The organism is Kosakonia sp. HypNH10, assembly GCF_029850615.1.
GTDB lineage: Bacteria > Pseudomonadota > Gammaproteobacteria > Enterobacterales > Enterobacteriaceae > Kosakonia > Kosakonia cowanii.
On the sequence record NZ_JAOTIU010000002.1, the window covers coordinates 97,999 to 116,745 of the forward strand.

Annotated in this window: 19 protein-coding genes; 9 read left to right on the forward strand and 10 right to left on the reverse strand. The window is 56.1% G+C overall.

What is annotated here, in order from left to right; translation table 11 throughout:
• Positions 1–94 precede the first annotated feature (94 nt).
• Positions 95–460 carry a DUF1304 domain-containing protein gene (locus tag N7V53_RS06665; RefSeq protein WP_279792813.1) on the forward strand — a complete coding sequence of 122 codons (366 nt, stop codon included), beginning with the start codon at positions 95–97 and terminating at the stop codon, positions 458–460.
• Between the two features lie 83 nt (positions 461–543).
• Positions 544–1,467 carry a LysR family transcriptional regulator gene (locus N7V53_RS06670; RefSeq protein WP_023481259.1) on the forward strand — a complete coding sequence of 308 codons (924 nt, stop codon included), beginning with the start codon at positions 544–546 and terminating at the stop codon, positions 1,465–1,467.
• Here the strand turns inward: N7V53_RS06670 and N7V53_RS06675 are convergent.
• Together N7V53_RS06675 and N7V53_RS06680 are read right to left on the reverse strand one after the other, a co-directional pair.
• Positions 1,418–2,212 (reverse strand): substrate-binding domain-containing protein, encoded by a 795-nt coding sequence (locus tag N7V53_RS06675; protein ID WP_279792815.1) that lies wholly within the window; start codon positions 2,210–2,212, stop codon positions 1,418–1,420. The two genes, N7V53_RS06670 and N7V53_RS06675, sit on opposite strands and share 50 nt — an antisense overlap.
• A gap of 12 nt (positions 2,213–2,224) precedes the next feature.
• Entirely contained in the window at positions 2,225–3,508 is a 1,284-nt protein-coding gene (locus tag N7V53_RS06680) for an MFS transporter (protein WP_034813838.1), read from the reverse strand.
• Between the two features lie 371 nt (positions 3,509–3,879).
• On the opposite strand from N7V53_RS06680, the gene N7V53_RS06685 reads away from it, so the two are divergent.
• Entirely contained in the window at positions 3,880–4,479 is a 600-nt protein-coding gene (locus N7V53_RS06685) for a hypothetical protein (protein WP_279792816.1), read from the forward strand.
• 32 nt (positions 4,480–4,511) lie between these two features.
• Here N7V53_RS06685 and N7V53_RS06690 read toward each other — a convergent pair whose 3' ends face one another.
• Genes N7V53_RS06690 through N7V53_RS06700 form a run of 3 tightly spaced genes read right to left on the reverse strand, consistent with a single transcriptional unit; the run spans position 4,512 to position 5,964 of the window.
• On the reverse strand, positions 4,512–5,060 hold the full coding sequence (locus tag N7V53_RS06690; protein WP_279792817.1) for a GNAT family N-acetyltransferase: 549 nt from the start codon (positions 5,058–5,060) through the stop codon (positions 4,512–4,514).
• A gap of 9 nt (positions 5,061–5,069) precedes the next feature.
• Positions 5,070–5,525 (reverse strand): GNAT family N-acetyltransferase, encoded by a 456-nt coding sequence (locus N7V53_RS06695; protein WP_279792818.1) that lies wholly within the window; start codon positions 5,523–5,525, stop codon positions 5,070–5,072.
• Between the two features lie 7 nt (positions 5,526–5,532).
• Positions 5,533–5,964 carry a GNAT family N-acetyltransferase gene (locus N7V53_RS06700; RefSeq protein WP_279792819.1) on the reverse strand — a complete coding sequence of 144 codons (432 nt, stop codon included), beginning with the start codon at positions 5,962–5,964 and terminating at the stop codon, positions 5,533–5,535.
• Positions 5,965–6,265: 301 nt separating this feature from the next.
• On the opposite strand from N7V53_RS06700, the gene N7V53_RS06705 reads away from it, so the two are divergent.
• Positions 6,266–7,165, forward strand: a complete 900-nt coding sequence (locus tag N7V53_RS06705; protein ID WP_279792821.1) for an ATP-grasp fold amidoligase family protein — start codon at positions 6,266–6,268, stop codon at positions 7,163–7,165.
• Here N7V53_RS06705 and N7V53_RS06710 read toward each other — a convergent pair.
• Together N7V53_RS06710 and N7V53_RS06715 are read right to left on the reverse strand one after the other, a co-directional pair.
• Complete coding sequence (locus N7V53_RS06710; RefSeq protein WP_279792823.1) at positions 7,162–8,235, reverse strand: ATP-binding protein; 1,074 nt, start codon at positions 8,233–8,235, stop codon at positions 7,162–7,164. The genes N7V53_RS06705 and N7V53_RS06710 overlap by 4 nt on opposite strands.
• On the reverse strand, positions 8,232–8,936 hold the full coding sequence (locus N7V53_RS06715) for a response regulator (RefSeq protein ID WP_023481150.1): 705 nt from the start codon (positions 8,934–8,936) through the stop codon (positions 8,232–8,234). The genes N7V53_RS06710 and N7V53_RS06715 overlap by 4 nt, the downstream gene beginning before the upstream one ends.
• Before the next feature lie 321 nt (positions 8,937–9,257).
• Here N7V53_RS06715 and N7V53_RS06720 point away from each other — a divergent pair, with 321 nt between their 5' ends.
• From N7V53_RS06720 to N7V53_RS06730, 3 genes are all read left to right on the forward strand, one after another.
• On the forward strand, positions 9,258–9,647 hold the full coding sequence (locus N7V53_RS06720) for a transporter (protein ID WP_279792824.1): 390 nt from the start codon (positions 9,258–9,260) through the stop codon (positions 9,645–9,647).
• A gap of 149 nt (positions 9,648–9,796) precedes the next feature.
• A complete protein-coding gene (locus tag N7V53_RS06725) occupies positions 9,797–12,895 on the forward strand; it encodes a multidrug efflux RND transporter permease subunit (RefSeq protein WP_279792825.1) in 3,099 nt (1,032 codons plus the stop codon).
• Between the two features lie 122 nt (positions 12,896–13,017).
• Positions 13,018–13,908 carry an oxidoreductase gene (locus N7V53_RS06730; protein ID WP_279792826.1) on the forward strand — a complete coding sequence of 297 codons (891 nt, stop codon included), beginning with the start codon at positions 13,018–13,020 and terminating at the stop codon, positions 13,906–13,908.
• Positions 13,909–13,913: 5 nt separating this feature from the next.
• Here the strand turns inward: N7V53_RS06730 and N7V53_RS06735 are convergent, their stop codons facing one another.
• Both N7V53_RS06735 and N7V53_RS06740 read right to left on the reverse strand, forming a co-directional pair.
• Positions 13,914–14,705 (reverse strand): MBL fold metallo-hydrolase, encoded by a 792-nt coding sequence (locus N7V53_RS06735; RefSeq protein WP_279793167.1) that lies wholly within the window; start codon positions 14,703–14,705, stop codon positions 13,914–13,916.
• Positions 14,706–14,787: 82 nt separating this feature from the next.
• Entirely contained in the window at positions 14,788–15,189 is a 402-nt protein-coding gene (locus N7V53_RS06740) for a RidA family protein (protein WP_279792827.1), read from the reverse strand.
• Positions 15,190–15,330: 141 nt separating this feature from the next.
• On the opposite strand from N7V53_RS06740, the gene N7V53_RS06745 reads away from it, so the two are divergent.
• Positions 15,331–15,936, forward strand: a complete 606-nt coding sequence (locus N7V53_RS06745; protein WP_279793169.1) for a TetR/AcrR family transcriptional regulator — start codon at positions 15,331–15,333, stop codon at positions 15,934–15,936.
• Positions 15,937–15,983: 47 nt separating this feature from the next.
• Here the strand turns inward: N7V53_RS06745 and N7V53_RS06750 are convergent, their stop codons facing one another.
• Complete coding sequence (locus N7V53_RS06750) at positions 15,984–16,175, reverse strand: YfgG family protein (protein ID WP_071789562.1); 192 nt, start codon at positions 16,173–16,175, stop codon at positions 15,984–15,986.
• Between the two features lie 350 nt (positions 16,176–16,525).
• On the opposite strand from N7V53_RS06750, the gene N7V53_RS06755 reads away from it, so the two are divergent.
• The gene (locus N7V53_RS06755; RefSeq protein ID WP_279792829.1) at positions 16,526–18,739 is read left to right on the forward strand and encodes an EAL domain-containing protein; all 2,214 of its coding nucleotides are present in this window, start codon (positions 16,526–16,528) and stop codon (positions 18,737–18,739) included.
• Positions 18,740–18,747 lie beyond the last annotated feature (8 nt).

Sequence of the window (18,747 nt, forward strand, 5' to 3'; positions counted from 1 at the left end):
TCCGCGCTTCGCTTTATTAATACTTACCTCTCTTGTGCCACGAAAAATGGGTTAAGCTGTTTCTTAACCCGCACATTAATTTCTGAGGCTTGCTATGCCAGCAAATATCCTGATTGCGCTTGTCGCCGTTATTCACCTCTATATTCTTGTGCTCGAAATGTTTCTCTGGAATACGGCAACAGGCCGCAAGGCGTTTAACCTCAGCCCCGACTTTGCCCGTGATAGCCGGGTGATGGCCGCCAACCAGGGGCTTTACAACGGCTTTTTGGCCGCCGGTTTGCTGTGGGGGCTATGGCTTGGCGATAGCGGCTTTCAGGTTAAAGTTTTCTTCCTCGTCTGCGTGCTGATAGCCGGTATCTTCGGTGCGATAACGGCCAGTAAAAAAATTCTCTATGTGCAGGCGCTTCCGGCGCTGATTGCGCTAATCGTACTGTGGATGACGCAAAGCCCGCTGTTGTAACATTGTTAAAAAGTTGATCTTGTCTGCCGGGCGGTTATGCTCTTATCCCTCAGTTGACCGCCCGAGAAGGATCGCCTGCCATCATGCCCGTCAATTTCGATCTCAACGACCTCTATGCTTTCCGCGCCCTGGTGGAATATGGCAATTTTCGCCTTGCCGCCGAGTCAATCTGCCTGTCGCAGTCAGCATTGAGCCGCCGCATAGAGAAGCTTGAGAACGCGCTGGGCATTAAGCTGTTCGACAGAACCACGCGCCGGGTTGCGCTGACCCTCTACGGGCAGACTTTCGCCGAGCGTTCTGAACAGCTGTTGATGAATGTGGAAGCGGTGTTAGCTGATATCGATAAAGTGAGCCAGGATCGCGTCGGCGTGGTGACGGTCGCAGCCGTGCCCTCTGCGGCGTGCTACTTCATGCCTGATGTTATCCGCACCTTTAAAGCCCGCTTTCCCCGGGTGCGCGTGAAGTTGATTGATAGCAGCGCGGGCAACGTGATCGACACCGTGGCCAGCGGCCAGGCCGACTTCGGCATCTGTTTTGCGGGTAGCCTGCTGGCGGATATCGAGTTTCGCCCGCTGGTGGTCGATACCTATGTCGCGGCCTGCCGCCACGATCACCCGATTGCCAGCAAGAAGAGCCTCACCTGGCGCGAGTTTTACCAGTATGACTATATCGGGCTGGATAAAACCTCTGGCAATCGCAATTTGATTGACCAGATGCTGGGGCACATCACGCCTGAGCGCCCGAGCATCTGTGAAACCCGCCATGTCACCACCATGATTGGCATGGTGGAAGCGGGGGTCGGCATTGCGGCGATACCGGCGATGTCGATGCCCGCGTCAGCCCACTCGGTGCTGACGCATCTGCCGCTGACCGACCCGGTAGTCAAACGCACGCTGGGGCTTATCCGCCGCAGCGGACGGGTGCAGTCCTATATCGCCGCCGAGCTGGAAAAACTCATCACTGAGCAGTATCACGCGGTGCCGCCGCAACGGAGTGCATCCCGGTAAGGTGGATCGTTGACTGCGCCGCAGGTGAGGAGAGGAACGCCAGCAGCGCTTTGCCCTCCTGCGCATGTTGCGCTTTCGCCGTCACCGCCCCGGCAAAACGGGTGATGTACTGAAGATCGGCTGGCAGTTCACCCACAAATGTCACGCCATGCTCTGGCAGCAATTCGCTCACCTGCTGGAAGCCGACGGCGTAATGGCCTTTTGCCACCTCACCAGCGACCGGAATACGCTCCACTTTATGCGCTTTCTGCGCCACCGCCTCTTCGATACCGAGTTTCTTGAATAACTGGCTGCTGATGTAAACGCCGCTGGCGCTATCCGAATAGGCAATTGATTTAGCTTTCAGCAACGTCGCGTGCAGCTCCTCGTTCGTTTTGATCGCGGGAACCGCGTCACCCTCTTTCACCACCATCCCAATCGGTGAGTCCGCCAGCTCGACGCGGGAGCCGGGCGCAATCCATCCCTCTTTTGCGAGTTTTGTCAGCGCGTCACCGACCATAATCACCACATCCGCCGCTTCGCCACGCGCCAGCCGCGCGGGGATCGCCTGCGGCGTTTTGCCCATCGACGGCCCGGCAACCACCACAATGGTATCGCCGGTTTTCGCTTCAAATTGTGGGATCAGTTTCTGCAATGCCGGTTTAAAGCCGCCGGAAATCATCACCGTGATCTCTTTCGCCGTAGCGCTCAGGCTAAGCATGCAGAGCAGCAGCGTGGCAAGCAGGGAACGCAACATTGTCTTCATTATCGTCTCTCCTTAACGTGCGGTTTGCAGAGTTAAGCTGCTGCGGCGGTACATATAGAGCGTGGCGAGCAGGGCGCAGATCGCCGCAAAACTCATCCAGTAGCCGGGGGAGGCTTTATCGCCGGAGTACTCAATCAGCGCGGTTGAGATTACCGGCGTAAAGCCGCCGAATACCGCTGTTGCCAGGCTGTAGGCCAGCGAGAAACCGGCAACACGCACTTCGGTGGGCATAATCTCTGTCAATGCCGGGATCATCGCGCCGTTATAGAGGCCATAGATAAAGGAGAGCCACAGCAGCACCGTCAGCATCATGGTAAAGGTCGGGTTTTGCGCCAGCAGGCTGAGAGCCGGGTAGGAGGTGAAGAGCGCCAGCAGTGTCATGGTCACCAGCACCGCTTTGCGGCCAAAGCGATCGGATAACGCCCCGCCAATCGGCAGCCAGATAAAGTTGGAGATCGCGACCAGCAGCGTCACCAGCAGGCTGTCTGAAGCGCTCAGCATCAACACTTTTTTGCCGAAGGTCGGCGCGTAAACGGTGATGAGATAAAAAGCGGTGGTGGTCATCGCCACCATTAACATCCCGGCGATCACTACCGGCCAGTTCGCCAGCAGGGTGGTAAACACTTCGCGCATCGCCAGCTTTTTGTGGCGAGCGTTAAACTCCTGGGTCTCTTCCAGCTTGCGGCGCAGGATAAAGATGAACGGCACAATCAGGCAGCCAAACAGGAACGGCAGCCGCCAGCCCCAGTCGCGGATCGCCGACTCTTCCAGCACGGCGTTAAGGGCGAAGCCCATCGCGGCGGCGACCATAATGGCGACCTGCTGGCTCCCGGACTGCCAGCTGGTGTAAAACCCTTTGCGGCCCGGCGTGGCGATCTCGGCCAGGTAAACGGAGACCCCGCCCAGCTCGGCCCCGGCGGAGAAGCCCTGCAATAATCGCCCGCTCAGCACCAGCAGCGGTGCCCAGATGCCGATGGTCTGGTAAGAGGGGATCAGCACAATCAAAAAGGTGCCCGCCGCCATGATCGACAGCGTGACGATAAGCCCTTTACGGCGGCCCACTTTATCGATGTAGGCCCCAAGCACAATGGCACCGATAGGGCGCATTAAAAAGCCCGCGCCAAAGACCGCGAAGGTCATCATCAGCGAGGCGAACTCGCTGCTGGCCGGGAAAAAGTTATGCGCAATATAGGTGGCATAAAAGCCGAAGAGAAAGAAGTCAAACTGCTCGAGAAAGTTGCCTGAGGTAACGCGCAGTATCGCGCTGGTTCGTGCCATAGGGGTCAATGTTTGCATGTCATCTCCAGTTATACAGGGACGCTTGTAATGCGCCTCTCTGAAGAGTGGATCAGGAAAAGTAGCTGAATAAGCGCATTAAACTCATCGGCTGATGCGTGACGCGCATTAATCGCCGTTAACAAATGCCTTAAACCTATTGCAACATGCCGTTAACATGAATCTCTGCTGCAACCTTGCGCGCAGCGGGTGAAAAAACGGCGCTTCTGTTTTGTGACGAGGCGCATAAACGCACAATCATGGAAAAACCTATCAACCCTGGTAGGGCGATGCGGTTGCCATCTCCTCACGCGCTGCTATCTTAATGCCCATCGACATTGGACGTAATGTAAGGCGCTCAATGGCTTACTTTTCAGGAACAGGAGTTCAGGATGTTTAAGCGTTTAAGCGCGGTTGTTTTCGTGTCGTTGCTGGGTGCCTCTGCGGTTCAGGCGGAAGAGCTGCGTTCGCTGGATGTGACAAAAGTTGACGTTGCCGGGGTGAAAACCGGTATGGATTACGATGAAGCGGTCAAGGCCATTACCACCCACTTCAACGTGCCCGCCTCTGCTTTACAGGTGGATAAATACCCGCAAGATAACCCGGTCACCGGTAACAAGCAGCCGAAGTTTGTCGGGTATGAAAAAGAGGGTGTGAAACTGCAGGTCTATTTCGAAGGCCGCGTTCCGGTGGATGCGCAACATCCGCTGGCGGTATCGATGATCACTTACGAGCTACCGTGGTCGACTGCCAACAAAGAGGCGATGGAAAAAGCGGCGGTGGAGAAGTATGGCCCGGGATCAAATGCCCCTCATACGCCGATGGTATGGTGCAAAGAGCCTGGCAAACAGGCCGGGATGGCGTGCTCTTCCACTACGCAACAAGCCGTGCTGAAACTCTCCAACACCTCTCTTGAACTGGACGATCCTGTCTGGAGAGAGGCGCGTATCAAATTTATGGACAGCAAACAGACCCGCACGCCGGGGTTCTGATGAGGAGCGAGGTGGCAGATCCACCTCGCGTTTCAGGCTGAGGGAGGGGAGGCGGTTTGCCGCCACTCATCCCTGCTCAGGGTGTACAGCAGGCTCGGCGGCGCATTCTCAATATCCGCAATTTCGCGGGCAAACTTCAGCCCCGCTTTCTCCAGCACCTTTCGCGACGCCAGATGGTTAGCGCGCACTACGCCGCAAATCTCCCCCATTTTCAGCGTCTCAAAACCATATCTCACCGCGTAGAGCGATAATTCACTCGCCAGCCCCTTGCCCCACGCGTCGGTGGCAAAGCGGTAACCCAAATTATTCATCGGGATATCGGCAAAGCTGCGCAGGCTCAGGCCACCAAAACCGATGATCTTCTCGGGCGCGTCGCGCAGCGCGATCGCCCAACTGCCAAAGCCGTGCTGCGCCCAGTGCGCCAGCCAGCGATCCAGCACCGTTTTCGTGTATTCAATGTCGGGATAGGGCCCCGCCGGGTTAAAGGTGTTGGTCGCCGGATCGCCATAAATCGCGAACAGATCGCCGAGATCGTCCTGCGCAACGGGGCGCAGGAGTAAGCGTGAGGTATAAAGGGTCAAGGCGGCCTCCTAATGATTGGCTAACGATTTAGAGAGAACAATTAAGCCCTGATGCTCTTTAAAGCCATTACGCGTGTAGAAATCATCTGAGGCATACCCTTTTTGCGTATTGAGGATTATCGCATTCAGCCCTTCATCACGGCAGCGCGCCTCAATAAATGCCATCAGCTGCGTACCGATTCCCTTTCTTTGATACTCCGGGTCGATAAAGAACTCATCAATGTAATACTCCACGCCGCCGGGCCACGGTTTTTTAAAGCCGATGCTTACCGCGATTACCTCATCGCCATATTTGGCGATATAGCCGCGGAAATAGTTATTGCCCAAATGCGCCTGAATAAACTCGACAATCGGCTGCGGCGACGGCCAGCTTTCATTCCACGGCGCTTGCTGATAGGTGCGGCAGTAGAGTTGCGCGCAGGATGTGATATGCGACTCATCCAGCTGCTGCAACGCAATATTCATTTTTGCCTCAGCGCGGTTCATTGAGGTTTAACTTAATCAGATAATGGCGCTGCATCCCCTCTGCGGGAAAGTCCGGCAGGCTTAATTTCAGTTCGTAACCCTGTTTAAGGTAAAAGGGCAGCGCCTGAAAACTGGCGGTATCCACCTGCGCGTGTCGGCAGCCCATACGCTGTGCTTGCTCTTCTGCCGTGCGGATAAGTTTGCTGCCAAGCCTGGCGCCTCGCGCTTCTTCACTGACCCATAAAAAATCGATGCACAGCCATAACCCTTTTTGCGTACCGATTAACCCACCGATCATCGCGCCCGCCTCGTTACGGCTGTAGATGCCAACCTGGCCCCAGCCAGAGCCATCAATAAACTGCTGGTTATAGCGCCGTAAGCCGCTCAGCAGCTCCTCTTTGTCCTGCTCCGTCACCTGGGTGGCGATCTCAATGGCCATGATTTTTCCTTATCATTTTTAGTTATCTGGAGATGATTTTTATCATCAATGCGATGGATATGTGCTTGCCCTTCGAGAGTAAATAACTTTCCCTTGTCCTTCAAACACCCCGCGCCGCCAATTCTGGTAGCCCGGTTTGTGCGTTTAGCGATACAGAGTTTATTACCGGAAAAAAGAGAAGGGCTGAATTATTTAAAACGGCGCGAAAGGTCGTTTATTGACCTCCATTTTCTCTCCATAATTCGCGCAATATCGCGCAATAAAACCTGTTCAAAATCTTCATTGTTCTCAGGAGGGGGCAATGAACAAACTCGACTATTTCCGTAAATACATCTCTTATTTAGCGAAAAAAATGACTGCCTGCGCCGTGGCGGACAGCCATTTTCACGCCAGCAGGCTAAAAAGAATTTCCGGACGCGAACATGATTTGCGCCACCCGGTGACGCTGAGCGAAAAGATCTGCCACCGCATGCTGTATGACCGAAATCCGCTCTACACTCTGCTGGCGGATAAGCTGGCGGTGCGTGACTACGTTCATGCCCGTACCGATCAATTACGCGTCGTGCCGCTATTGGGCGTTTACCGACGGGTCGAGGATATTGACTTCAACAGCCTGCCAGAGCGCTTTGTGCTGAAGTGTAATCACGACAGCGGCAGTGCGGTGGTCTGTCTTGATAAGGATAAGCTTAACGTTGGTGCAGCCATTAATAAGCTGTCGCTGGCCCTGAAAAAGAATATGTATTACTCCACCCGCGAGTGGCAGTACAAAGATATTGCGCCCGTTATTCTGTGCGAGAAATATATCGACGTCTTTACGCGCGGCAATAAAAACCAGACGCCAGAAATGCTGCGGTTGCACTGCTTCCACGGTGTTGCCGAGGTGATTGAGGCGGATTTTACCGATGAAGAGGGGAATGGTTATATCAACGTCTATAACCGCGCATGGCAGTTACAGCCCTACCAGATGGAATACCCCAACACGCCTGGCGCGATCCCCGAACCCGACTTATTGCAGCGCGCGATCGGCGCTTCGGAACGGTTAGCCAAAGGGATCGATTACTGCCGCATCGATCTGATGCCGGCGGAGGAGGTGATCTATTTTAGTGAAATCACCCTCAGCCCGCGCCGGGGAAAACTGAAGATCGTCCCGGCCGAGTGGGATACCCGGCTGGGTGAGATGTGGCACCTCAACTTAACTTAGCGCGTTGGGCATAACGGCCAGCTCAGCCTGAACAGCGAATGGCGGTTGGCCGTCAGGGTGTAGGTTACATCGCCGCCGTGGGCAAGCATGATCGCTTTCACCACGGATAAGCCCAGCCCGCAACCCTCCGGATGCGCCTCGCGCGCGTCGGCTCCGCGCTGAAAAGGCTGAAACAGGAATTTATGCAGCCCTTCAGGGATCCCGGGGCCATGATCCTGCACCAGCACGTACACCTCTTTATCGGTAACGCCATTTTTTATCACCACGGTTTTTGAGGTGGCATATTTGATGGCGTTATCGAACAGCACCGTCAGGCACTGAATAATGCGAAGCGGATCGCAAACGCATGCCTGCGGGCGCAACTCAGCGATCACGTTGACGTGATGGCGTGCGAACTCCAGCGAGAAGGCATCAATCGCGCTCTGCAACGTCGACTGTAAATCGACCTCCTCAAGGGTTAATGAAAATTGCGCCGCGCCGGAAGAACTTACCACCCGCATATCCTCAATCAGGTTGGTTAACCCTTCCGTCTGTTTGAGCAGGTTGGCAAAAAGCGCCGGATCTGCGTCAAATACGCCATCCACCAGCCCTTGCAGCCTGCCGCGCAGGATTGTCACCGGCGTGCGCAGCTCGTGGGCAATCGCCGCATTCCACGATTTCCGCTGCGCCTCAAGGGTTTGCAGTTTTTCCGCCATAGTATTGAAGTCATTAACGAGGTTATTGACCTCGCCAAGGTGCGAACTGGAGCAGGCGGCGCGCGCGCCGAGATCGCCCTCGGCAATGCGGCGCAGGCTGGTGGCGACAGAGGTTAAAGGGCGCAGGATTTTTGACGACAGCCTGACGGCGAAAAAGAGCGAGATGGCGAGCGACAGCAGGGTGACCATCAGGATCCACGCCCAGTCGACAACCGTCATCTGATCTTCATTGCCAATCTCCGCACCGCCAGGGATGTAATCGATCAGAAAGGCATAAAAGAGATAAGAGCCAATGATGGCGATGGCAATCACAATCAGCGTCAGCGAGATCATAAACCACAGGATCTGCCGATCTAAGGTCTGCTGGCGGCTCATTTCATCTGCCCCAGACGGTAGCCCATGCCGCGAATGCTCTCCGGCATCCCCTTCAGGCCGCACTGCTCCAGCTTTTTGCGCAGCTTACTCATATGGCTGTCGACGGTGCGATCCAGCGTATCGCCCTCCGGCAGGCAAGCATTGAGCAGCTCTTCGCGGGAGCAGACTTTGCGCGGGTTTTTCGCCAGGTGCGCCAGCAGCTTAAACTCGGTGGTGGTCAGCAGCGGGGTGACCGTTTCACCATCAACATGCACCTCGACATAAAACTCCTCGGGATAGACCGTGACATGCCGGGTGCGAATCGGTTTATCGCAAGGCGGCACGCCGCCCGCTTTGGTGCGGCGCAGCACCGCTTCGATTCGTGCCACCACTTCCGACGGGTTGAAAGGCTTCACCACGTAATCATCCGCGCCGAGCCGCAGCCCCATCAATTTATCAATGTCCTGATCCAGCGCGGTAACCATGATGACCGGCACCGTGCTCTCTTTACGCACCGCGCTCAGAACGCTCCAGCCATCATGAATGGGCAACTGAATATCCAGCAAAACCAGATCGGGTTTATGCAGATAACAAAGGCTAATCGCCTGCTCGCCGTCGGCCGCGCGCAGCGTGCGCATCCCGGCGCGATGGATATAGCTTTGCAGAATATCGGCGATCTCATCATCATCTTCAGCAACCAGAATAAGGTGCTTATTGTCCATCTTCTCTCCCGCTACCGTTGACGATGTCAGTGCGTATTAATTTAGTTATTTCTGAATGAAGCACGGTGGTGTCCTGCCAGTAATTTGCCAGATTCAGACCAGACCCGACGGCAAAAGTTGCATGCAGTAATGCGCTCTTTCTTAATCCCTCATTAAGGCTTCCACACAGACTCCACATTCACGTTAAAAAATGTACACGCAGCGGGATAACAATCGTCGCTCACTGTTCTGCCATCGGTGCAAACAGTCGGTGTGTGTTGCCTCACGTGCATGTTAAATATCCCGGCTGCCGGGTAGCGTTTATTCATCAGGAATGAAGCAATGATGAAACTGAATATAAAACCCAGGGCTGAGAATTTTCCCTCGCTGGTTGTTTTTCTGCTGGTCTGCTGGGGCCTGCTCTATATATGGCTGCTGTTAATACACCATCTTGGAGAGAGAGTGGCGCTAACGCTGCTCGCCTCGCCGTTGCTCTATATCAACCTCTGCGCCTGCACGTTTTTGTTAGCGGTGCAGCAGAAAAGCGGCGTATTACAGGAATTAACCCTTATCTTTCTGATTATTGCCTCACTCTTTATTAGCCTGATCGTTATCTTTAGCGCCTTACGTTATCGCGTACCGACGATTTACGATCTCACTTTCTATTATGAGTGCTTTCTGACCGCCTTTTTTGGCGTGACGCCGCTCTTTCTGTTCGTCCGGCGATTCTGATCTTATTCCGCTCTCCACACAGGCTCCATCAACCATGCATTAAGGCTAAACAGATAAACCTTACGATTATTGATTAACCAGGCGCAGAAAATGGCGAGTCATAATCATGCCCGCGCCTGATCCTCTGGACAACATGACAAAATAAAACCATGCCGCACTTTTTTATTTCACGTCCCGTTTTTGCCTGGGTCATTGCGCTATTTATTATCCTCGGCGGGCTGCTCGCCATTCCAAAGCTGCCCGTATCACAATATCCGGCGGTGGCACCGCCAGGGGTGATTATTTCCGTCACCTTTCCCGGTGCGACGCCGGAGATGATGAACACCTCGGTTATTTCGCTGATTGAACGCGAGATCTCCGGCGTAGATAACATTCTCTATTTTGAGGCCACCAGCGATACCAGCGGCACGACGTCGATTACCGTCACCTTCAAACCGGGCACCGATGTCAAGCTTGCGCAGATCGATCTGCAAAACCAGATCAAAATTGTTGAGCCACGTCTGCCGCAGGTAGTGCGGCAAAACGGTATCAGCGTCGATGCGGCAGAGACCGGCTTTTTGATGATGGTCGGGCTGAAATCGACGAACGGCAAGTATCAGGAGGCGGATCTCAGCGACTACTTTGCCCGCAATGTGACCGATGAGCTGCGCCGTCTTCCCGGCGTCGGCAAGGTGCAGCTTTTTGGCGGCGAGAAGGCGATGCGTATCTGGCTCGATCCGCTCAAGATGCACAGCTATCAACTCTCCGTTAGCGATGTCACCACGGCGATTGCGCAGCAAAACGTGCTGGTCTCACCGGGACGCGTCGGGGATGAGCCTGCGCTGGCGGGGCAGCGCGTCACCTATCCGCTGACGGTTAAAGGCCAGCTCTCCTCCATTGAGGAGTTTCGCAATATCACGCTGAAGTCGAATACCACCGGCGCGCGTTTGCGGCTGGCGGATATCGCACGCGTCGAGAGCGGCTTGCAGAGCTACGCTTTTGGTATTCGCGAGAATGGCGTGCCGGCAACGGCTGCGGCGATCCAGCTCTCCACCGGGGCGAATGCGATTAACACCGCGGCGGCAGTGCATCAGCGGCTGGCGGAGCTGAAAAGCGTGCTGCCGGAAGGGATGGTCTTCACGGTGCCGTTTGATACCGCGCCTTTCGTTAAACTCTCCATCTACAAAGTGGTGCAGACCTTTATCGAAGCGATGGTGCTGGTGTTTCTGGTGATGCTGCTCTTCCTGCATAAAGTGCGCTGTACGCTGATCCCGGCGATTGTCGCGCCTATCGCGCTACTGGGCACTTTTACTGTGATGCTGCTGAGCGGTTACTCCATCAATATCCTCACCATGTTTGGCATGGTGCTGGCAATTGGCATCATCGTCGACGACGCGATTGTGGTGGTTGAAAACGTCGAGCGGCTGATGGAGGAGCAGGGGATGACGCCCGCCGACGCCACCCGGCAGGCGATGCACGAAATCACCCCGGCGATTATCGGTATTACGCTGGTGCTGACAGCGGTGTTTATCCCGATGGGCTTCGCCAGCGGCTCCGTTGGCCTGATCTACCGGCAATTCGCCATTGCGATGGCGGTATCGATTCTCTTTTCCGCCTTCCTGGCGCTCACTTTAACGCCCGCCCTCTGCGCAACGGTGCTAAAGCCGCACACGGGCGCTGCGCGGGGATTCTCCGCCCGCTTTAACCGCGCCTTTAACGGGCTGTCAGCGCGCTATGAATCGGGGCTTTTATGGGTGTTGATGCGCAGCGGCCGCATGCTGCTGATCTACGCCGCGCTCTGCATCGCGCTGTTTGCCGGTCTGGTGGCGCTGCCATCCTCCTTTTTACCCGAGGAGGATCAGGGCTACTTTATGTCCTCCATTCAGCTTCCCTCTGACGCCACCATGCAGCGCACCACGGAGGTAGTGGAGCAGTTTGAGCAGGCGCTGACCGATCGCCCGGCTATCGACAGCAATCTGATGATCCTCGGATTTGGCTTTTCAGGCTCCGGGCAGAACTCGGCGATGGCCTTTACCACCCTAAAAGGGTGGCAGGAGCGCCACGGTGCGACGGCGCAGAGTGAGGCCGATCTTATCCAGCAAAAGATGGAGTCCGTGCCGGGCGCGACGACCATGAGCCTGCTGCCGCCTGCCATCTCCGATATGGGCACCTCATCCGGGTTTACCTTTTATATTCAGGATCGGGCAGGAAAGGGATATAACGCGCTGAAACAGGCGGCGGATACGCTGGTGGAGAAGGCAAATGAAAGCGGTGCGCTCTCTGATGTCTATATCGACGGTTTGCCGCAGGGCACCTCGATCTCTCTGACCATTGACCGTGAGAAAGCCGAGGCGATGGGCGTCTCGTTTGAAGAGATCAACCAGGCGATCTCCGTCGCCTCCGGCTCAAATTACGTTAATGACTACACGCAGAACGGTCGCTTACAGCAGGTGATTGTGCAGGCCGATGCCGCATACAGGATGCAGCCGGAAACGCTGCTTAACATCCCGCTGAAAAACAGAAGCGGTGAGATGGTTTTACTCTCAAGCGTGGTCAGTGCGACGTGGACCCAGTCGCCGCAGCAGCTCAACCGCTATCAGGGCTACCCGGCAATACGCATTACCGGCAGCGCCGCGCCGGGGCACTCGAGCGGCACCGGGATGGCGACGATGGAGCAGCTGGCGCGCGTACTGCCAGAGGGGTTTGGCGGTGAGTGGGCGGGCAGTTCGCTACAGGAGAAAGCTTCTGCCGCCCAGTTGCCGGGATTGATTGCGCTGTCGGTACTGGTGGTGTTTCTGGTGCTTGCCGCGCTGTATGAGAGCTGGTCGATCCCCTTTGCGGTGATGCTGGTGGTGCCGCTGGGGCTGATCGGTGCGCTTATTGCGGTGCTCGTCGCCGGTATGAGCAACGATGTCTTTTTCAAAGTCGGGCTTATCACACTGATTGGCCTGTCGGCGAAAAACGCCATTCTGATTATTGAGTTTGCCCGCCAGCTGCGTTTGCAGGGCAAAAGCACCCTCGAGGCGACGCTGCTGGCATCAAAGCAGCGGCTGCGCCCCATTTTGATGACCTCGCTTGCCTTTACGCTCGGCGTGGTGCCGTTAATGATTGCCAGCGGTGCCAGCGCCAGTACGCAGCATGCGATTGGCACCGGGGTGTTTGGCGGCATGATCAGCGCCACCGTGTTGTCGCTATTTTTTGTGCCGGTCTTTTTCGTTGTCATCATGCGGATTTGCGAGTGGGCTACGCGGCGGGCAAAAGAGGCGTAAGAAGAAATCGGCTGTCTTTCGTTCCGCAACGGGCTTATGGTGTTAAGCGGGCGAAAAACGCTTATGCGTCAATCACGCCTGATGGGCACTGATAACCGATGATCACAGCAGGAGAACGTTTGATGTCTGAAAATCTTACGATTGCGCTGATTGGCCCGGGCGCGATTGGCACCACCATTGCTGCCGCGCTGCATGAAGTTGACCGCGCGCCGCTGCTCTGCGGGCGCACCGCCCATTCGCAGTTAATGCTGCGCCACGATGAGGGCGAGATTGTCGTCCCTGGCCCGGTTCTCACCGACCCGGCGACGATCCGGCAGCCGGTCGATTTACTGTTTGTGGCGGTGAAAACCACTCAGGTTACCGAGAGCGCGGCCTGGCTCGCCGCGCTGTGCGATGAAAACACAGTGGTTTGCGCGCTGCAAAACGGCGTGGAGCAGAAAGCGCAGCTCGCGCCGCTGGTCAATGGCGCGGCGGTGCTCCCTTCCGTGGTCTGGTTTCCGGCGCAGCGCGAGCCGGATGCCTCCGTCTGGCTGCGGGCGAAACCGCGTCTGACTTTGCCGGATGTGCCGCAGGCGCAGCGGGTGGTCGACGCGTTAAGCGGCACGCGCTGCGCGGTTGACCTCTCTGCGGACTTTCTCTCTATCGCCTGGCGCAAGCTGTTGCAGAACGCGGCGGCCGGGCTGATGGTGCTGGCTAACCGCCGCGCCGGCATGTTTTCCCGCGACGATATTACCGATTTAGCGCTGGGCTATTTGCGCGAATGCCTGGCCGTTGCGCGCGCCGAAGGGGCGGTGCTGAAAGATGATGTGCCGCAGGAGATTGTTGGCAACTTCCAGCGCGCGCCTGCCGATCTGGGCACCTCTATTCTGGCCGACCGCCAGGCGAACCGCCCGCTGGAGTGGGATATCCGTAACGGCGTGATCCAGCGGCTCGGCCACGCGCACGGCATTGCGGTGCCCATCAGCGATGTGCTGGTGCCGCTACTGGCGGCGGCCAGCGAAGGGCCGGGCTGAGTCCGTTAGCGCAGACAGGCTATGTACTTCTCGCCGGAACGCCGCACGATCTCTGCGGCGTTTTGCATGATCTCCCGGCCTTCAAACGCGCCGTAGAGCCTGGTAAAATTTATCGCGCTCAGACGGCGCAGCATGTCGCTCACCGTGTCGGCCGACAGCGGCAGCATATTCGGGTAGCTCCACATAAACGAAACCGCGTCATTGCCCGGCGCGACCTGCACAATATCTCCCGACAGCACAATGCCCTCATCCCGCGCCCAGTAGAGCACCGCGCCGCCGGGAAAGTGGCCGCCGAGACGCATCACGCTAACGTCGCGGGTCAACTGCAGCGTATCGCCCTCCCATAAATTCAGATAAGGCGTGTCGCGCATGATCCACTCGCGATCGTTGGCGTGAAGATAGATTGGCGCATCAAACTCCGCGGCCCACTCCTGCATGGTGGTGTAGTAGTGTGGGTGGGAGATGGCAATCGCTTTCAGCCCGCCCAGCGCGGCAATCAGCGTTTTTGTCGCCGCGTCGAGCGTGGCGATGCAGTCCCATAAAATATTCCCCTCCGGCGTTCTCACCAGAAAGGCGCGCTGGCCGATGGCAAAATCCGGCACCGTTTGCAGGCTGAAGAGATCCGCCTCGTGCTGCCTCCACTTATTAGTATGGGAAGCCAGCAACTCTTTAGGATCGACCCACTGTTGCCCGCCGGGCGGCACAAACTGCCGCTCATCAACACAGATTTTGCACTGCTGCGGGTGTTCGCCTGCGGTCTCATACGAGGTGCCGCAGGCGCGGCATAAGGTCATCATCATCACTTCTCCGTTGTGCAGTAAGGACAGGATCAGCCTGGCACATCACGCAGCAGCGGTGTGGTGGTTCGTGCGTCGCGCGTTATGGCTGTGCGTCAGGAATGCGGGCAATCACTTTGATTTCAAAGTCGAAACCCGCCAGCCAGTTGACGCCCACGGCGGTCCAGTTGGGGTAGGGCGGTTGCGGGAAAATCGCTTCTTTCACCTGCATGATGGTCGGAAATTGCGCTTCCGGGTCGGTATGGAAGGTGGTGACATCAATAAGATCGTCAAAGGTGCAGCCAGCGGCGGCAAGAGTTGCGCTGAGGTTTGCAAAGGCAAGCTCAACCTGGCGGGCAAAATCGGGCTCCGGCGTGCCATCCTCCCGGCTGCCGACCTGGCCGGAGACAAAGAGCAGATCGCCGGAGCGAATAGCGGCGGAGTAGCCGTGCGCCTCATAAAGGGCATGGCGGTTAGCAGGGAAAACGGCTTCGCGACGGATCATACTATTTCCTTTTGGCAATGTAGTTGGGACGAGTGCGCGGCGCAGGGAAAAGGTTTAATATACGCCACGTATATGAAATTAATATCACATACGCGACGTATGTCAAATGAGATACACGCCGTATGTGAAAAGGAGAGGATGATGGCCGGTAAACGCCGCAGTGAAACGATGGAAGAGAACCGCGCGAAATTGCTGGCGGCAGCGCGACGAGCCTTTGCCGAAAAAGGCTTTGCCGCCGCTTCGATGGATGAGCTAACCGCCAGCGTCGGCCTGACGCGCGGCGCGCTGTACCACAATTTTGGCGATAAAAAAGGGCTGCTGGCTGCTGTGGTTGCCGAGATCGATGGCGAGATGGCGCAGCGGGCGAAGGCCGAGGCCGCGAAAGCCGGCGACGCATGGCAGCAACTGTTAGCCGAAGGCATTACCTACATTAAAATGGCGCTGGATGAAGAGGTGCGGCGCATTGTTCTGCTTGATGGCCCGGCGTTTCTCGGCGATCCGGCTCAGTGGCCAAGCCAGAATAGCTGCCTCGAAGCCACGCGCCAGACGGTAATCACCATGATTGAAAGGGGTGAACTTAAACCGGTTGATGCCGACGCCGCCGCGCGCCTGCTAAACGGTGCGGCGTTAAATGCCGCCCTGTGGGTCGCTGCCAGCGACGAGCCAGAGCAGGCGTTACCAAAGATGATTGACGCCTTTATCGCGCTGGCGAGTGGTTTACGCACTACTCCTGACGAGGGAAAATAAGCGTGCGTAACTCCACGCGAAAGCGTGCAGAAAAAAAACGGAAATCGTTAACGTTGGGCGGTGGGGTCGATAGTCTGGCTAACAGGTTGTAACTGGCTTTTTTCCTGATGGTGATACCAGGCGCCAACAGAGGAATAGACAAAACGGCCGAAGAAGAAGAGGAAGCTGATAAGAAGTACGATACGGGTCATGCGACTGTCAAATCGATGTCGTTTTCGCATACTGGTTGCCTGACTCACAATGGTTCCTTAGGAATGCCCGAACAACGGGCGACGACGACATTAAGTCACACTCTCTTATTAAGATCAATCACGCTTGCCGCAAAAACAGTGTGAATAAAATATCACCACACTTTATATAAGATAAATTAATTATTTACATCTTAAATAAAAAAACGCGAGATCGGTAATAATCAGCCGAATATAACCGCGTCGCGGCGCATTACTTGATCTAAAACAATTGTCGCTCCGCATTGACCTCTTAAATTTCTTATCATTTGCGCACTGCCACGCTGTTTGGGCTTCGTGTAGTCAGGCTGGAAACCTGTCTTAACCACCTCTCTCGCGTTATGCGGGTTTGCTGAGTGATTATGTCATTGATAAGAAGTTACAACAGATACAAAGACAGATGGTGGGCGCTGCCGCTCATCATTACCCCCGTTTTCTATCCGCTCGTTAATCTGGCAAATACGTTCACCATTATTTCAGGTCAGGAGGTGATGCTTTATTACCTGCCGATGGCCCTGTTCACCACCATGATGACATTCTTTGGCTGGGCCGCGCTGCCGGGTGTGATCATCGCCTTAACCTGGCATTATGCCTCTGACGGCCTGCTCGTGGTGGTGGAGCGATGCGTGCATATGCTGATTCCGCTGCTGCTAAGCTGGTTCGGCTACCGGCTTTTTGTCGCCCGCCGTCATCAAATTGCTTATGGCTCGACGCGGCAGATGACGCAGCGGGTCTTCTGGCAAGTGCTTAGCCCCGCCACGCTCTATCTGATCCTGCTTGAGCTGGGAGTCTGGCTAAATCTTCATGTTGCGGTTAATGAGGGCGGGGCGCTGGCGCTCAATGTGCCTACGTTGATTAACTACCAGGCGCTGCTGGTGGGCGCCATCACCGGCGTACCCTTTAGCTATTTATTGATTCGTATTTTGCGCCATCCGCGCTATGCCATTGCCTGGTTTTCACAGCTGCGCGCCGAGTTTGACCGTAAAGTGACGCGTATTGAACTGCTGATCTGGTTAGGCATCATCACCGCGATTTTGCTGCTGCTGCTGCGGCCGTTGAATAATAACAGCTCGATATTCAGCACAAACTACACGCTGTCGCTGCTGCTGCCGGTGATGCTGTGGGGCTCAATGCGCTACGGCTTTCGCTTTATGCTCTTTATCTGGACGCCGCTGCTGGTGCTTTCGGTTCACTTTTACTATCACTATCTGCCTAATTCGCCCACCTGGGATGTGCAGCTGGCGATTGCCTCCTCCAGCTATCTGGTCTTCTCTTTTATGATCCTTGCGATGGCGATTATGGCGACCCGTCAGCGGCAGGTGCACGATCGCGCCCGGCGGCTGGCCTATATCGACCCCGTTACGCATATGCCGAATCTGCGCGCCCTGAGCAGAGCCCTTGCGGATACCCCCTGGTCAGTGCTCTGTTTTTTACGCGTGCCGGAGCTGGAGCTGCTCGGGCGCAACTATGGCGTCTGGCTGCGTATTCAGTACAAACAGCACATGGCGGACTGGCTTAAGCCGCTGCTCTCGGCAGAAGAGAGTGTCCACCAGCTCTCCGGCCATGATCTGGTGATTCGCCTGAATACCCAATCACACCAGACGCGCATCGAGGCGCTGGATGCGCGGGTCAAACAGTTTCGTTTCGTCTGGGATGAGATGCCGCTTCAGCCGCAGGTCGGCTTTAGCTACTGTTATGTGCGCTCGCCGGTCAAGCATCTCTATATGTTGCTGGGCGAACTGAGCACGATTGCCGATCTTTCGCTGGCGACCCACCACCCGGAAAGCCTGCAAAATCGCGGGGCGGCGAACGTGCAGCGCGGGGTGAAAAGCAAAGTGGAGATGATGAACCGCCTGCAACTGGCGCTGGAGCAGGACCATTTTGTGCTGATGGCGCAGCGTATCCAGGGCGTACGCGGCGATGACTATCACGAAATCCTGCTGCGGATGCGCGAGGAGAGCGGTGAGATCATCAAGCCCGATCTCTTTTTGCCGGTGGCCCATGAGTTTGGCCTCTCATCGCGCATCGACCTGTGGGTGACAGAGCATGTTCTGCGCTTTATGGCCCAGCACCACGAGGCGCTTCCCGGCCAGCGTTTCGCCATTAACCTCTCACCGTCGTCGCTCTGCCGCACGCACTTCGCCCACGAGGTGCTGCATCTGCTTGAGAAGTACGGCGTTGAGCCGTGGCAGCTTATTTTTGAGATCACCGAAAGTAATGCTTTACCGAGCCTGGCGCAGGCGATCAATACCTTATCGCAGCTGCAACAGATGGGCTGTCGGGTGGCAATCGATGATTTTGGCACCGGCTATGCCAGCTATGCACGGCTGAAAACCGTGTCGGCGGATATTCTGAAAATTGATGGCAGTTTTATCCGCAATATCGTTGCCAGCAGTCTCGATTACCAGATTGTGGAGTCGATCTGCCATCTGGCGCGAATGAAGAAGATGCAGGTGGTGGCGGAGTATGTGGAGAGCGAAGAGATACGCAGCGCGGCGGTCGCGCTGGGTATCGATTATCTTCAGGGGTATCTGATCGGCAAACCTGCGCCGTTGGAGACGCTGGTCGAAGAGTAGCGGATGTG

Excerpts from the sequence above, each read along its gene's own strand:
- N7V53_RS06755 (WP_279792829.1), top strand. The coding sequence starts at position 16,526 with ATGTCATTGATAAGAAGTTACAACAGATACAAAGACAGATGGTGGGCG.
- N7V53_RS06700 (WP_279792819.1), bottom strand. The coding sequence starts at position 5,964 with ATGGCCATTGAGATCGCCACCCAGGTGACGGAGCAGGACAAAGAGGAG.
- N7V53_RS06705 (WP_279792821.1), top strand. The coding sequence starts at position 6,266 with ATGAACAAACTCGACTATTTCCGTAAATACATCTCTTATTTAGCGAAA.
- N7V53_RS06730 (WP_279792826.1), top strand. The coding sequence starts at position 13,018 with ATGTCTGAAAATCTTACGATTGCGCTGATTGGCCCGGGCGCGATTGGC.
- N7V53_RS06725 (WP_279792825.1), top strand. The coding sequence starts at position 9,797 with ATGCCGCACTTTTTTATTTCACGTCCCGTTTTTGCCTGGGTCATTGCG.
- N7V53_RS06745 (WP_279793169.1), top strand. The coding sequence starts at position 15,331 with ATGGCCGGTAAACGCCGCAGTGAAACGATGGAAGAGAACCGCGCGAAA.
- N7V53_RS06710 (WP_279792823.1), bottom strand. The coding sequence starts at position 8,235 with ATGAGCCGCCAGCAGACCTTAGATCGGCAGATCCTGTGGTTTATGATC.
- N7V53_RS06715 (WP_023481150.1), bottom strand. The coding sequence starts at position 8,936 with ATGGACAATAAGCACCTTATTCTGGTTGCTGAAGATGATGATGAGATC.
- N7V53_RS06735 (WP_279793167.1), bottom strand. The coding sequence starts at position 14,705 with ATGATGACCTTATGCCGCGCCTGCGGCACCTCGTATGAGACCGCAGGC.
- N7V53_RS06680 (WP_034813838.1), bottom strand. The coding sequence starts at position 3,508 with ATGCAAACATTGACCCCTATGGCACGAACCAGCGCGATACTGCGCGTT.
- N7V53_RS06665 (WP_279792813.1), top strand. The coding sequence starts at position 95 with ATGCCAGCAAATATCCTGATTGCGCTTGTCGCCGTTATTCACCTCTAT.
- N7V53_RS06685 (WP_279792816.1), top strand. The coding sequence starts at position 3,880 with ATGTTTAAGCGTTTAAGCGCGGTTGTTTTCGTGTCGTTGCTGGGTGCC.
- N7V53_RS06720 (WP_279792824.1), top strand. The coding sequence starts at position 9,258 with ATGATGAAACTGAATATAAAACCCAGGGCTGAGAATTTTCCCTCGCTG.
- N7V53_RS06740 (WP_279792827.1), bottom strand. The coding sequence starts at position 15,189 with ATGATCCGTCGCGAAGCCGTTTTCCCTGCTAACCGCCATGCCCTTTAT.
- N7V53_RS06695 (WP_279792818.1), bottom strand. The coding sequence starts at position 5,525 with ATGAATATTGCGTTGCAGCAGCTGGATGAGTCGCATATCACATCCTGC.
- N7V53_RS06675 (WP_279792815.1), bottom strand. The coding sequence starts at position 2,212 with ATGAAGACAATGTTGCGTTCCCTGCTTGCCACGCTGCTGCTCTGCATG.
- N7V53_RS06670 (WP_023481259.1), top strand. The coding sequence starts at position 544 with ATGCCCGTCAATTTCGATCTCAACGACCTCTATGCTTTCCGCGCCCTG.